Annotated in this window: 13 protein-coding genes and 1 riboswitch; of the genes, 9 read left to right on the forward strand and 4 right to left on the reverse strand. The window is 65.0% G+C overall.

The genetic code is table 11. The features are described from left to right. Positions 1-216 precede the first annotated feature (216 nt). Complete coding sequence (gene infC, locus ACZ7GB_RS17815; RefSeq protein ID WP_232621611.1) at positions 217-708, reverse strand: translation initiation factor IF-3; 492 nt, start codon at positions 706-708, stop codon at positions 217-219. A gap of 283 nt (positions 709-991) precedes the next feature. Between infC and ACZ7GB_RS17820 the strand changes: the two genes are divergently transcribed. The 4 genes from ACZ7GB_RS17820 (at position 992) to ACZ7GB_RS17835 (ending at position 5555) form a co-directional block, all read left to right on the forward strand. Beyond that, entirely contained in the window at positions 992-1975 is a 984-nt protein-coding gene (locus ACZ7GB_RS17820; protein WP_472159790.1) for a hypothetical protein, read from the forward strand. A gap of 137 nt (positions 1976-2112) precedes the next feature. Beyond that, complete coding sequence (locus ACZ7GB_RS17825) at positions 2113-2793, forward strand: FAD-binding oxidoreductase (protein ID WP_472159791.1); 681 nt, start codon at positions 2113-2115, stop codon at positions 2791-2793. A 144-nt stretch (positions 2794-2937) separates the two neighbouring features. Next, positions 2938-4092, forward strand: a complete 1155-nt coding sequence (ctaA, locus tag ACZ7GB_RS17830; protein ID WP_472159793.1) for a heme A synthase — start codon at positions 2938-2940, stop codon at positions 4090-4092. Beyond that, complete coding sequence (locus ACZ7GB_RS17835) at positions 4089-5555, forward strand: carboxypeptidase M32 (RefSeq protein WP_472159794.1); 1467 nt, start codon at positions 4089-4091, stop codon at positions 5553-5555. The genes ctaA and ACZ7GB_RS17835 overlap by 4 nt, the downstream gene beginning before the upstream one ends. 85 nt (positions 5556-5640) lie before the next feature. Here ACZ7GB_RS17835 and ACZ7GB_RS17840 read toward each other — a convergent pair whose 3' ends face one another. After that, positions 5641-7494: an ABC-F family ATP-binding cassette domain-containing protein gene (locus ACZ7GB_RS17840; protein WP_472159795.1), complete on the reverse strand. Its 1854-nt coding sequence runs from the start codon at positions 7492-7494 to the stop codon at positions 5641-5643. Positions 7495-7768: 274 nt separating this feature from the next. Between ACZ7GB_RS17840 and ndk the strand changes: the two genes are divergently transcribed. Next, entirely contained in the window at positions 7769-8191 is a 423-nt protein-coding gene (gene ndk / locus ACZ7GB_RS17845) for a nucleoside-diphosphate kinase (protein WP_078520946.1), read from the forward strand. Position 8192: 1 nt separating this feature from the next. Here the strand turns inward: ndk and ACZ7GB_RS17850 are convergent, their stop codons facing one another. Then, complete coding sequence (locus ACZ7GB_RS17850) at positions 8193-8552, reverse strand: TfoX/Sxy family DNA transformation protein (RefSeq protein WP_472159797.1); 360 nt, start codon at positions 8550-8552, stop codon at positions 8193-8195. Between the two features lie 557 nt (positions 8553-9109). After that, a complete protein-coding gene (locus ACZ7GB_RS17855; RefSeq protein WP_078520944.1) occupies positions 9110-9589 on the reverse strand; it encodes an RrF2 family transcriptional regulator in 480 nt (159 codons plus the stop codon). Between the two features lie 324 nt (positions 9590-9913). On the opposite strand from ACZ7GB_RS17855, the gene ACZ7GB_RS17860 reads away from it, so the two are divergent. The 4 genes from ACZ7GB_RS17860 (at position 9914) to ACZ7GB_RS17875 (ending at position 13675) form a co-directional block, all read left to right on the forward strand. Then, positions 9914-10924: an SLAC1 anion channel family protein gene (locus ACZ7GB_RS17860; RefSeq protein ID WP_472159799.1), complete on the forward strand. Its 1011-nt coding sequence runs from the start codon at positions 9914-9916 to the stop codon at positions 10922-10924. 197 nt (positions 10925-11121) lie between these two features. Then, complete coding sequence (speB, locus tag ACZ7GB_RS17865) at positions 11122-12093, forward strand: agmatinase (RefSeq protein ID WP_472159800.1); 972 nt, start codon at positions 11122-11124, stop codon at positions 12091-12093. Beyond that, the gene (locus ACZ7GB_RS17870) at positions 12090-12515 is read left to right on the forward strand and encodes a DUF1499 domain-containing protein (RefSeq protein ID WP_078540557.1); all 426 of its coding nucleotides are present in this window, start codon (positions 12090-12092) and stop codon (positions 12513-12515) included. Before speB ends, ACZ7GB_RS17870 begins: the two co-directional genes overlap by 4 nt. Before the next feature lie 113 nt (positions 12516-12628). Then, positions 12629-13675: a DUF475 domain-containing protein gene (locus tag ACZ7GB_RS17875; RefSeq protein WP_472159801.1), complete on the forward strand. Its 1047-nt coding sequence runs from the start codon at positions 12629-12631 to the stop codon at positions 13673-13675. Between the two features lie 29 nt (positions 13676-13704). Next, a riboswitch (cobalamin riboswitch) is annotated at positions 13705-13898 on the forward strand. Positions 13899-13958: the final 60 nt, after the last annotated feature.

The following is a 13958-nucleotide window of genomic DNA, read 5'->3' on the forward strand; positions in this document are numbered from 1 at the left end:
GTTCTTGATCTCCCTGACGCGGCCCAAACCGCACAGAACCCGACCAGAGGAACAGACGTTCTCCCTCGTCTCTTCCCCAAAATGCGCCGCGGGTCTCCCTCCCGCGGCGCTTTAATTTTTCCTCCCCTCGAAATGTACGAGCCACCCGCGACGGCCCATGAAAAAAACCCTCCCGGTGAGGGGAGGGTTCAAACAGTTTCTGATCTGCTCGGGCGGTTATTTCGCCGGCGCGATCATCATCACCATCTGGCGGCCTTCGAGCTTGGGCATGTTCTCGACCTTGCCAAGCTCGCCCACATCGGTGCGGACGCGGTTGAGCAATTCGAGACCCAGATCCTGGTGCGCCATTTCGCGACCACGGAAGCGCAGGGTGACCTTCACCTTGTCGCCGTTCTCGAGGAACTTCACCACGTTGCGCATCTTGACGTCATAGTCGTGCACATCGGTGCCCGGGCGGAATTTGACTTCCTTGATTTCGATCGTCTTCTGCTTCTTGCGGGCTTCGGCTTCGCGCTTTTGCTGTTCGTATTTGAACTTGCCGAAATCCATGATCTTGCAGACGGGCGGATTGGCGTTGGGCGAGATCTCGACGAGATCGAGCCCGGCCTCTTCGGCCATGGTCATCGCTTCGCGCGGGGTAACCACGCCGACATTCTCACCCTCGGCACCGATCAGGCGGATCTCGGTCGCACGAATGCGGCCGTTCACTCGGGGGCCGGTGTCACGAGTCGGCGGGGCGTTATGGGGTCTGCGGGCTATGGTGGGAATCCTTCTGTAGCCATTGAGTAATTTCGGGCGGAAAAGATAGTCCCGAGTGCCGCCGTATTCAACCGCAAAGGCACGGGAACCGGGCAGGGAGGAAACGCGTTGTGTCCTGCCGGGCAGGGCAAAGGCGTTTGCGGCGCGTTAGCGGTCCGTGTGCGTGGCTGCGCCCAGTGGTCAAGGCGGGGTGAATAGCGCCCGCAGAGAGACAATCAAGGGAAAAAGCGTGATGAACAAGATTGTGGCAGCGGCGATCGTGGTGTTGGCGGTGGCCGCCGGACTGATCATCCTCAATACCGATATCACGGACTCGCCCGACGCGACCGATACGACGACAAACGCAGCGGCTGGCACTGAGTCTGGCGACAAGAGCATGGCGGACAAGGCCAGCGATGCGGTGAAGTCTGCGGGCGAGTCGGTGAAGGCTGCCGCTGACAAGGCGAGCCAAGCGGCGTCCGACGCGGCCGATAGCGTGAAGGAAAAGGCCTCGGGCGCGATGGATACGGGCTCGAACGCGGCGGCGGATGCCGCGGATGCCGCGAAAGAGGCTGCGCAGAGCGGAGCCGATCAGGCGCAAAGCGCCGCCACCGACGCCGCCCAAAGCGCTGCCGACACCGTCTCGAAAGCGACCGAGACCGCGCAGCAGGCGGCGAGCGACGCGAGTGACGCGGCCAAGGATGCCGCCTCCGCTGCAAGCAAGGCCGCGACAGCCACGATGGATTCCTCAAGCGATACGGCCAGCGCGGCGGCCACCGATGCCGCGAAGGCTGCAACGACGGCGGCGGAAGCGGCCGCGAAAGCTGCGAATGCGGCTGCCTCGGCGGCCAGCGGCGCGCAAGAGGAGGCGACCGATAGCGCGGTCGAAGGCGCGAGCACGGCGGCAAAAGCGGCAGCCGATGCCGCCAGCCAAGCCGCCAATGCCGCAGCCGACGCCGCAGCCGCCGCGACCAATGCCGCACAGTCGGCGGCCCCCGCAGGTACCGCGAGCGGTGGCGACACGCAAAAGCCGGTGCCGGCGCAGGGCGTGATGGCTGCGGCGAAGGCGCTGACCGTGGAAGGGTTCGACGCGGACAGGGTGATGGATATCGTCGACACGTCCGAGCTGCCCGAGGCCACGAAGGCGCAATTGCGCACGGCGGTGCAGAGCGCGCGTGACAATCCGCAACTGGTCGAAGGTGTGGTCGATCAGATCCGTGCGGCGCTGGGCTTCTGAGCCCGCCGCTCCATCCGTGGAAACGCCAAGGGCCGCGCGACATTCCCTCGCGCGGCCCTTTTCTTTGCGATCCGCCCAGTCGGGTGGGAACGTCTACGCAAAGCCTCGCGTTCGCTCTTCAACGAAAGGAGCCCGCCATGAGCACCCGTCTCGAATTGCAAAGCGTTTCCCCCGTCACCCATGACACGCATCACCTCGTCTTCCCGCGCCCCGAAGGCTTCGACTTCGCGCCCGGTCAGGCGGTCGATCTGAACCTGACCCGCGAAGGCTGGACCGACGAGCAGCGCCCCTTCACCTTCACCAACCCGGTAGATGGCGACACGCTGGAATTCGTCATCAAGAGCTATCCCGACCATGATGGCGTGACCGAGCAGATCGCGACGCTCACGCCCGGCGAGGCGGTGGAAGTCTCCGATCCCTGGGGCGCGATCAAGGACGAAGGCCCCGGCACCTTCATCGCAGGCGGGGCAGGGGTGACGCCCTTTATCTCGATCCTGCGCGCGCGTCTGGCCCGCGAGGGCACGCTGGAGGGCTGCCGCCTGATCTTCTCGAACAAGACGGAAGCCGACATCATCCTGCGCGACGAGTTCGAGGCGATGAAGGGGCTGGAGACCGTCTGGACCGTCACCGGTCAGAGCGATCCCGGCAAGGGCGTCGTTTCGATGCATGTCGATCGCGGCTTCCTCGCGCCCTTCGTCGAGAAGGAGAGCGGCAAGTTCTACATCTGCGGTCCCGACAAGATGGTCGATGAGATCGAGGCCACGTTGAAGGAGCTTGGCGTCGAGGAAGACCGCATCATCCGCGAGGATTTCGACTGACGTTGTCCGATCACGTCTAAGTGCCCCGAGACCGCGCGCCCTGCGCCTTCCCGCCCCCTTGCCCCCGGTGAGGGGGCGGCCTAGTTTGCCCTCGCGCAAATTTTTGCCGAGAACAGGCGACAGACAAGCCGGGGGTCCGCACGCATGAGCGAGAAACGCAGCATCTTCGAGGAAGTTGGATCGGAGGGCACCACCACGCGGGCCGAGCCCAAGGGCGGCATGATCGACGCAAAGCCCCGCGGTGCACGCCGGGCGATCCGGATGTGGCTGTTCGTGCTGTTCACGCTGGTCGTGGCGATGATCGCCGTGGGCGGGGCCACGCGCCTCACCGATAGCGGGCTGTCGATCACGCGTTGGGACCCGATCTCGGGGGCGATCCCGCCGATGAGCGATGCGGACTGGCAGGCGGAATTCACCCATTACAAAGAGAGCCCGCAGTTCAAATACATGAACCCCAACATGACCGTGTCCGAGTTCAAGGGCATCTTCTGGTGGGAATGGGGCCACCGGCAGCTGGGCCGCCTGATCGGCATGGTCTGGTTCATCGGCTTCGTCGGTTTCTGGCTGACCAAGAAAATCCCGACCGGCTGGACCGGGCGACTGTTCAGCCTCGGGATATTGGGCGGTCTGCAAGGCGCGATCGGCTGGTGGATGGTCTCTTCGGGCCTCGTGGGGCGGATGACCTCGGTCGCGTCCTACCGGCTGGCCACGCACCTCGGCCTCGCCTTCATCATCCTCGGCCTGATCTCCTGGTTCGCGCTGCAGCTCTCGCGCCCGGAATCGGCGCTGCTGCAGGCCCGCCGTCTGGCGGAGCCGCGCCTGACCCGGATCGGCTCTGTGCTGATCGGGCTCGTGTTCGTGCAGATCATCCTCGGCGCGCTGACCGCGGGGATCGACGCAGGCCTCGCCTTCCCGACATGGCCCTCGATGAACGGGCAGTTCCTGCCGTCGGAGAGCTTCGACTACACGCCGATCTGGCGCAACTTCTTCGAGAACCCGGCGCTCGTGCAGTTCCTGCACCGCATGGTCGGCTATCTCGTCTTCGCCTCCGGCCTTTACGCCGCATGGCGCGCGCGCAGCTCGGCCCATCCGCGCACCAAGGAAGCCTTCGCGCTGATGGCGGCGATGATCTTCTTCCAGATGGTGCTGGGCATCACCACCGCGCTTGAGCTGGTGAATTACTGGTGGCTGGGGCTCATCCACCAATTCGGTGCTATCATCACCTGGGTCCTCGTGATCCGTGCGCGTCACATGGCGCGCTTCCCCCTTGTTCGTTCCATCCGGGAGGGCCGCGTATGAGCGCCTATCAGGACCTGCTCGCGCATCAGCGCGAAACCGAAGCGCTGGGCAATATCGCCGGGCTGCTGAGCTGGGACCAAGAGGTGATGATGCCGCGCGGCGCCGCCGATCAGCGCGCCGAAGAATCCGCCGCGCTGGAATCGGTGCTGCATGCGCGCCGCACCGATCCGCGCATCGAGGACTGGCTGGCCCGCGCCGAGGCCGATGACGCGGTCAGCGCGCGCGTCCTCGATCTGGTGGGGCGCAGCTACAACCGCGCGACCCGCATCCCGGCACGCCTTGCAACCGAGATGGCGCGGCTGACCTCGCTGTCCCAAGGCATCTGGGCCGAGGCCCGCGCCAATGAGGATGCTTCCGCCTTCCTGCCGACGCTGGAAGAAGTCGTGCGTCTGAAGCGCGAAGAGGCCGAATGCCTGTCCGAGGGCAATCTCTACGATGCGCTGCTCGACGACTATGAGCCGGGCGCGACGTCGAAGGAAATCGCCACGGTCTTCGACCGGATGCGCGGCCCGCTGGTGGAACTGCGCGACCGTGTGCTGGGCTCGGAGGTCTCGCCGCAGCCCTTCGACAAGGTCTTCCCCGAGAACGCCCAGCTGCGGCTGGCGCGCAAATGCGCCTCCGCCTTCGGCTATGACTGGACGCGGGGGCGGCTGGATATGTCGGTACACCCGTTCTCCTCTGGCGGCGGCGACGATGCGCGCATCACGACGCGCATCTCCGAGAGCGACCCGTTCGGCAATATCTACTCGACGATCCATGAGGTCGGTCACGCCACCTACGAGCAGGCGATCAACCCGGCCTATCGCTTCACGCCGCTGGGCCATGGCGTCTCGATGGGCGTGCATGAGAGCCAGAGCCGGATCTACGAGAACCAGCTCGGCCGCTCGGCCCCGTTCACCGGATGGCTGCATCAGCGCATGACCGATGCGTTCGGCGATCTCGGCATGGATACGGAGGCCTTCCACGCGCTGGTCAACCGCGTCGATATGGGCTTCATCCGCACGGAATCGGACGAGCTGAATTACAATCTCCACATCATGCTGCGCTTCGATCTGGAGCGCGATCTGATCTCGGGCAAGCTGGAAGTCGCGGATCTCGAAGAGGCGTGGAATGCCCGTTTCGAGCAGGATTTCGGCGTGAAGGTCACTAAGCCCAGCCAGGGCTTCCTGCAGGATGTGCATTGGTCGGTGGGGCTGTTCGGCTATTTCCCGACCTATGCGCTGGGCAATGTCTATGCGGGCTGTCTGGACGAGGCAATGCGCGCGGTCACGCCCGGCATCGACGCGGCATTGGCCGAGGGCGATGCGAGCCCGGCCAAGCAATGGCTCGATGAGAACCTGCGCGTCCACGGCGGGTTGCGCACACCGCGCGAGACCATCCAGCATGCCTGCGGCTTCGAGCCGACCGAGACGCCGCTACTGGCTTATCTGACGCGGAAATTCGAGGGCATCTACAAGCTGTGAGCCGCAGCGCTGCTTGAGGGGGCAGGCGCCTCCGGCGGGGATATTTTTGCCAAGAGGAAGGGGGCGCGCAGCCCCTTCATCGATCTCAGTCCTGCTCGGCGGTCTCGAGTTTCTCGAGCGCCGCCAGCCAGAGCGCCTCGGCTTTCTCCATCGCCTTGGTCGCCTCGGTATGCTTGGCCTGCCAGATCGCGAGATCTCGGGCTTTGTCAGGCTCGTAAAGCGTGGGATCGGCGAGTTTCGCGTCGAGCTTCTCGAGCATGTCGCTCAGTTTCTCGACCCGGGCCTCGCAGTCGCGCACCTCGCGCTTCATGGTGGTCATCGCACAGCGCGACGGCTTAGCGGCTTTCGATGCGGCCGATTTCGCGGGCTTGTCTTCGGGCGGCGGCGCCAGCAACTCCGCGCGGTAGCTTTCCAGATCGCCCTGATAGGGCGCGACTGCGCCGCCTTTCACCAGCCAGAGCCGGTCCGCGACCAGACCCAGCAGGTGCATGTCGTGGCTCACAAGGATCACTGCGCCGGAATATTCGGTGAGCGCGGTCACCAGCGCTTCGCGGCTCTCGATGTCGAGGTGGTTGGTCGGCTCGTCGAGGATCAAGAGATGCGGCGCGTCGAGCGTCGCCAGCAACAGCGACAGCCGCGCCTTCTGCCCGCCCGAGAGCTTGCCCACCGCCGTCTCCGCCTGATCCGCACCGAGGCCGAAACCCGCAAGCCGCGCGCGCAGCTTGGCGGGATGCTCGTCGGGGCGCTCGCGCTTGAGATGGGTCAGCGGCGTCTCTTTCAGGTCCAGCTCGTCGACCTGATGCTGCGCGAAATAGCCGATCCGCAGCTTGGACGAGCGCGTGATCTTGCCGTCCATCACCTGAAGTTTGTCCGCCAAGAGCTTGGAAAGGGTGGATTTCCCCTCACCGTTCCGACCCAGAAGCGCGATCCGGTCGTCCTGATCGATACGCAGGTTGAGCTGCTTGAGGATCGCGGGGCCGCCATAGCCCACGGCGGCACCTTCCATCGCGATGATCGGCGGCGAGAGCTGTTCCGGCGCGGGGAAGGTGAAGACCTGTTTCGCCGCTTCTTCCGGGGCGGTGATCGGCTCCATCTTCTCGAGCATCTTGACGCGCGCCTGCGCCTGCTTGGCCTTGGTGGCCTGCGCGCGGAAGCGATCCACGAAGCCTTGCAGATGGGCGCGGCGGGCCTCCTGCTTCTTGGCCTGCGCGGCCTGCGCCTCGCGCCGCAGCCGGCGGGTGCGCGCAAACGTGTCGTAGCCGCCTTGATAAAGCGTGAGTTGCCGATCCTCGAGATGCAGGATCGAGCCCACCGCGCGGTTCAGAAGATCGCGGTCGTGGGAGATCACGATCACCGTATGCGGGTAGCGCATCAGATAGCTTTCCAGCCAGAGCGCGCCTTCGAGATCGAGATAGTTCGTCGGTTCGTCCAGGAGCAGCAGATCGGGCTGCGCGAACAGCACGCCCGCGAGCGCCACGCGCATCCGCCAGCCGCCGGAGAAATCCGAGCAGGGGCGCTTCTGCGCCTCCATGTCGAAGCCGAGGCCCTTCAGGATCGCGCTCGCCCGCGCCTCGCCCGACCACGCGTCGATATCGACCAGCCGCGTCTGCACCTCGGCGATGCGATGCGCGTCGGTCGCCGTCTCGGCTTCGGCCAGAAGGCTCGCGCGCTCCTCATCGGCGGCCAGCACCGTGTCGAGCAGCGAGGTCGAAGAAGATGGTACTTCCTGCGCCACGCCGCCGACCCGGGCCCGCGAGGGCAGGCCGATCTCGCCGCCATCCAGCGTCAGCTCGCCCCGGATCAGCCGGAACAGTGTCGTCTTGCCCGCGCCGTTGGGGCCGACGAGGCCGACTTTGTGGCCTTCGGGAATGGTGGCGGAGGCGTTCGCAAAGAGCGGACGGCCGTCGATCGAAAAGGAGATATCGGAGATGCGCAACATGGGGCCTGACTTGGCGCAGGGGCGGGCAACAGTCAATCGCTGCTGCGCGCCGCTGCCCCTTCGGCTTGGCAAAAATATCCCCGCCGGAGGCATCTGCGGGCGCAAACCCGCGCAACGACCTGCCGATCGGCCTTGACCAAACGGTCACAAACCCAATCTAGAGTCGCCGCAGCCCCGCCCATGAGGGCTTTTCAAGGCTTCCCCTGCATGGTAGCAGGCGCGGCAGATATTTCGGACCGGATACCGGCCACGAACCACAAGGAAAGGGTCACACATGGCCATCGAACGCACGCTGAGCATCATCAAACCCGACGCGACCAAGCGCAACCTCACCGGCAAGATCAACGCCAAGTTCGAGGAAGCAGGTCTGCGCATCGTCGCGCAGAAGCGCATCCAGCTGACCATGGATCAGGCCGGCAAGTTCTACGAAGTCCACAAAGAGCGCCCCTTCTACGGCGAACTGTGCGAGTTCATGGCATCCGAGCCGGTCGTCGTTCAGGTGCTCGAAGGTGAAGGCGCGATTGCCAAGAACCGTGAAGTGATGGGCGCGACCAACCCGGCGGAAGCCGACGAGGGCACCATCCGCAAGGAATACGCGCTCTCCGTGGGTGAGAACTCGGTGCACGGCTCCGACGCTCCGGAAACCGCAGCGGAAGAAATCTCGTTCTTCTTCTCGGGTCTCGAGATCGTCGGCTGATCTAGCGTTTCGCGATCAGACCAATTTCCGAGAGGGCCGCGTCCAGCCGGGCGCGGCCCTTCTCTTTTGCGGATTGGGTGGTGCTGTCGCTCGCCGCGATCCGCGCCTTAAGTGCATCGAATTTCTTGCGGAATTCGGCCTTCTCGGCGCCGCGGCAATCGTTCCACGGACGCCCCTGCAGCGCCATGTGCAGCGCGTAATAGCCGATGAAATGGGCGGGGTTCCCGACTTCGATCCAGGCGGCATAGGCGGCGTCCGCGCCGATCTCGCGCAGTTCCTCGGCCGAGGTGATCCCGGCGCGGGTAAAGCCCTCGGCCGTGGCGGGGCCGATCCCCTTGATCGATGTGAGAGAGGTGCTCATCGTGCCGGACGGTCCTTCGGGGCGCGCTGTATCAGTATCGCGCGGGCTGGCGTCGGGACAGTTTGAGAGCGGACTTCGCGCCACGCAAGAGCAGCGCGAAGGAGAGGTCGAATGGCGGGCGGCGCGAAAACCGGCAGTGAATGAAGATGCCGGTTGCGGGGCCTGCCTGCGCCGCTATCATAGCGACGCGAGAAAGGGCGTCAGATGGACGCCCAGTCGTCGAATACGGTGCCGTTCTGTTGGGTCGTATTGCCCGTTTGGCCTTGTTGCTGGCCAGGACGGTTCGTGCCGCCTTGCTGTTGCTGGCCTGATTGAGTGCCCGATTGCTGTTGCATGACCTAAGCCTTGTGATGAGTCGCGTTTGGCGGGGTCTTCCCGTTGGTGCGACAAGTAGACACAGGCTCTCGCCGGGAAAAGGGGTGGTCAAGCGAAACTGAATTTTGATCTCTTTGCCGTGAGCGGGTGTCATGAAACTGTGACGTTGCCGCCACGAAAACGCTGCTGCGCACGGCAATGCGTCAGAAATATGGACCTACCGGAGCGTCATGTCGCGGCGGTTATTCCGCTGCGCGTGCGGTTGCGCAGATCGACAGCGGCTGCAGGCCGGGCAGGCTGAGCATCGCCTCCAGCGCGGTGTTGTTGTCGACCAGATCGGCGAGCGTCTTGCGGTCCAGCGTCCCGTAGAAGGCCTCTAGCGCATCGGTCAGCGCATCGCGGAACAGACAGGCGTCGCGCAGCGGGCAGGTGTTGGTCTCGGTGTCGAAACATTCGGCGAAGGGCAGGGCGGCCTCGAAGGCGCGCAGCACTTTGCCCACGCCGATCTCTTCGGGCGGGCGGGCAAGCTGCATCCCACCAGCGCGACCGCGCAGGGTGGTGATGAAATTCTCGCGTGCGAGCGTGTTGATGACCTGCGCGAGATGGTTCTCGGACGCGTTACAGGCCTCCGCGATCTCGTGTTTGCGCACGGTGCGATGCGGATTGACCGCGCAGAACATCAGCACGCGCATCGCGAGATTGGTTCGTGTGGTCAGACGCATCGCAACTCCTCCAGCTCACGAAGCGGTGATATAGGTAAGTTTACCTCGCAGGTTTGACCTATGTCACGTTCCTTGAAAATTTTCGTCACAGAGCGGGTCTGGCGCAAGCGGGGATCCGCCGGAGGCAATATGCGCGGGACTTAGACGCGCGCGGCACCCGGCGCGGCGAATGCGTCCATTTGTCAGACTCCTCACACACGGATGCGTGAGTAAATGAGAGGTGTGATCCCGCCGCGTGGGTTGGTCCGGCGCGGCGCGGGTGATCTGATCCGTCGCGTTGTGGGCCGTTCGGCTCTGCGCGGCGATGGCCACCGGGAGGGCAAGATGAGCATTCAAGCTGAGGCACCCGCCGCGCATAGTCGGCTCGAACATTTTCCGATCACCTTCTATGCGACGACGATGGGGCTCGGGGGCTTCACGCTGGCGCTGCGCGCGGCGGCCAAGCCGCTCGGGTTGGGACCGTTGCCCTATCAGGTGATGTTCGCGGTGACGGCGACCGTTTTCATGCTGATCTCGGTCTTCTATCTCGCCAAGGCGCTGAAGCATCCGCAGGGCGTGAGCGCGGAATGGCATCACCCGATCCGGCTGGCCTTCTTCCCGACCGTCGCGATCTCGCTGTTGCTGCTGGCGACCGGGGCGCTGACGGTCTCGACCCCGCTTGCACTTCTGCTGTGGCTTGCAGGCACGACGCTGCAGGGGATCATGACGCTCGCGGTCGTGACCAACTGGATCGGGACGCGCAGTTTCAAACACGGGCAGTTGAACCCGGCATGGTTCATCCCGGCGGTGGGCAATGTGATCGTGCCGGTGGCGGGCGCGCAGCTCGGTTTTATCGAGATCAGCTGGCTGTTCTTCTCGGCCGGGATGCTCTTCTGGCTCGTGCTGCTGACGCTGGTGTTCAACCGTTTGATCTTTCACGATCCCTTGCCGAGCAAGCTGCAGCCGACGCTCGTGATCCTGATCGCGCCGCCGGCTGTGGCCTTCATCGCGTGGCTGCGCCTGACTGGCGAGCAGATCGTGCCCGGGGCCGAGATCGGACACGGCGTCGATCCCTTCGCGCATATCCTTCTGTCGCTGGCCTATGTCTTTGCCGCGCTCGTCGCGGTGCAGCTGCCGCGCATCCTGCGGCTGCCCTTCGCGATGAGCTTCTGGGCGCTGAGCTTCCCCATCGCGGCGCTGACCATCGCGACCTTCCTGCATGCCGAATACGCCCATTCCGAGCCGCATCTGCGCATGGCGGTGGCCTTCCTCGCGATCCTTGCCGTGGTGATCGTAGGGCTCGTCTGGCGCACGGGGCTTGCGATCCTGCGCGGCGAGATTTGTCAGCCGGAGTGAGGGGACGCCCCCCCCCCCCCCCCCCGAGGGGATGATCGTTTGTCTTTGCATGAGGTCGGGCGCTGCCGGGGCTCGTCGCCCCGGGCGGATCTATGCCCAAGCGCTGGAAGTCGGACGCGCCCCTCATCCCCTCGCGCGGCAGCTTGACCTCCCGCGAGGGCTGGCGCAGATTTCGCGGGCGAAAAGGAGGGGCGATCATGGCTCTGGAAGATGCGAAAACGCAAGTGGATCAGGCTTTTACGCGGGCAGAGGCACGTGGCCTGAGCTTCGAGAACACCTTCGGCGGGGCCACCAGCTTTCTGCGGCGGCGCTATACGAAGGACCTCGCGGGCGCGCAGATCGCCGTGACCGGCATCCCTTTCGATCAGGCGGTGACGAACCGCCCCGGCACGCGCTTCGGGCCGCGCGCGATCCGCGAAGCCTCGACGCTGCAGGCGTTCGACGCGCCCTATGGCTGGGGCTATGACCCGTTCTCTGAACTCGCCATCGTCGATTACGGCGACATGCCCTTCGACTATGCCAATGTGCCGGAAGTGCCGGGCCGGATCGAGGCGCATCTGAGCGCGATTTTCGGGGCGGGTGTCGTGCCGATCACGCTGGGCGGCGATCATTTCATCACCCTGCCGATCCTGCGCGCAGCGGCTGCCAAACATGGGGAGATCGCGCTCGTTCAGTTCGACGCCCATTCCGACACCTGGGCCGATGACGATATGGACCGGATCGACCACGGCACGTTCCTCTACAAGGCGATCAAGTCGGGCGTCGTGAGAGCCGAGAATACCGTCTCGGTCGGTATCCGCACCGACAATCCCGATACGCTGGGCGTGACGATCGTGGACGCGCCTTCGGTGCATCGCGAGGGCGTCGAGGCCACTCTGGAACGCATCCGCGCGGTCGTTGGCGACAAGCCCTGCTATATCACCTTCGACATCGACGGGCTGGACCCGGCCTTTGCGCCGGGCACCGGCACGCCGGTCTGGGGTGGTCTGGCCAGCTGGCAGGCGGCAGAGCTGTTGCGCGGGCTCAAGGGCATCAACCTGATCGGTGGCGATGTGGTCGAGGTCTCTCCTCCCTACGATCCGACCGGCGTGACGGCCATCGCGGGCGCCCATGTCGCGACCGAGCTGATCGCGCTGGCCGGTTGGGGGCTGCGGGAGGGCGCGGCATGAACCGGGCCGTGACGATCCTCGCGCTTGGACTGGCTGCGGTTGCCGTGGCCGACGGGTGGGTGCGCTTCGCCCCGATTGACCCTGCGCGCTACAAGGTCGAGGGGCTGGCGAAAGCGCCCGGCGATCACCCCGAGACAGGCGGGTTTCAGGCGGCCCGCGAGGTCTCCGATCCGCTGGTGCAGATGGCCGCGCTCGACAAGATCATCCGCGCCACCGCGCGCACGAAGCAGGTGGCCGGCAGCGTCGATGAGGGGCATGTGGCCTATGTCACCCGCTCCGCCTTCTTCGGCTTTCCCGACGTCACCACGCTTTGGGTCGAGGGCAACACGCTGCAAATCCGCGGCCATCTCGTCTACGGCAGATCCGACCTCGGCGTGAACAAGGCCCGGATCATGGGCTGGCTCGACGAGGCGGGGCTGTAGCGGGTCTGATCCGAGGCGCGCCCACCGGGTCACAGCGATCAACTCTGACGGCGCGCTCCCTTGCGAAGAGAGGGGGCGGAGCCTAAGTGAGGCTCCATGCAGCCGGAGCCAGCATGACCACCATGTACCGTTATTTCTCCTGGGCCATCGCCGTCACTATCGCGGGGCTGGTCGGGTCGTTCGCGCTGGGATTTGCCCAGACCGGCGGGCTTGGCGGCGCGGTCTCTTTCCTGATGATAACGGCGGTGCTCGCCGTGCTGGAAATCTCGCTGAGCTTCGACAACGCCATCGTCAACGCCAACAAGCTGCACCAGATGACGCCGAAATGGCAGCGTCGCTTCCTGACCTGGGGTATTCTGATCGCGGTCTTCGGGATGCGTATCCTGTTCCCGCTGCTGATCGTCGTGATCGCCGCCGGGATCGGACCGTGGGAAGCGGTGCAACTGGCCGCGAAACATCCGGCGGAATATGCCGAGATCATCGAGGACGCGCATCTGTCGATCGCGGGCTTCGGCGGCGCTTTCCTGATGATGGTCGCGCTCACCTATTTCATCGACGAGGGCAAAGAGGTTGACTGGATCCGAGCGTTGGAGCGCCGTCTGCGCGCGCTCGCCTCGATCCGCGGCCTCGAGATCGGGCTCGTGCTGCTCGTCATTCTGGCCTTTACCTGGATCCTGCCCGAAGGGCGTGAGGACGAGTTCATGTTCGCCTCCATCTGTGGGCTTGCGACCTTCCTCGGGGTCGAAGTGCTGAGCCACGTGCTCGACCGGACGAATATCGCCGCCGAGACGGCCAAGGCGGGCCTCGGCGCGTTCCTCTATCTCGAAGTGCTCGACGCGTCCTTCAGCTTCGACGGGGTGATCGGGGCCTTCGCGCTGACCCAGAACCTGTTCCTGATCGCGATCGGTCTGGGGATCGGCGCGATGTATGTGCGCTCGATGACCCTGATGCTGGTGGAGCGCAACACGCTGAGCGAATTCCGCTATCTCGAGAACGGCGCCTTCTGGTCGATCCTGATCCTTTCCGTCGTCATGTTCGCGCAGACGCTGGTGGAAGTGCCCGAGGTGATTACCGGGCTGATCGGGGCGGGGCTGATCGGGCTGGCGCTCCTGTCCTCGATCCGCTTCAACAGGCGCAGCAGAGCCGCCGTCGAGAGTTGAAATTTTCTTGACAGACTGCGGCGCGCGCGGCACAGCAGGGGCACTTCGGTTCCGCCTTGGCGGATGAAAAGGGAACCCGGTGCGATGCGTGCATTCATTCCGGGGCTGCCCCCGCAACTGTGAGCGGCGAGTGACGGCTGACTGAGCCACTGGGGAGACCCGGGAAGGCCAGCCGAAACCAAGACCCGCGAGCCAGGAGACCTGCCGAGGCGCTCATCCTTTCTGCCTGTGCGGGGCGCGCAGCGGAGGCGGTCTTCCGTCAGTGGTGACATTCTCACCGTCG

Source organism: Thioclava sp. PTB-PU3-1, from assembly GCF_055666785.1.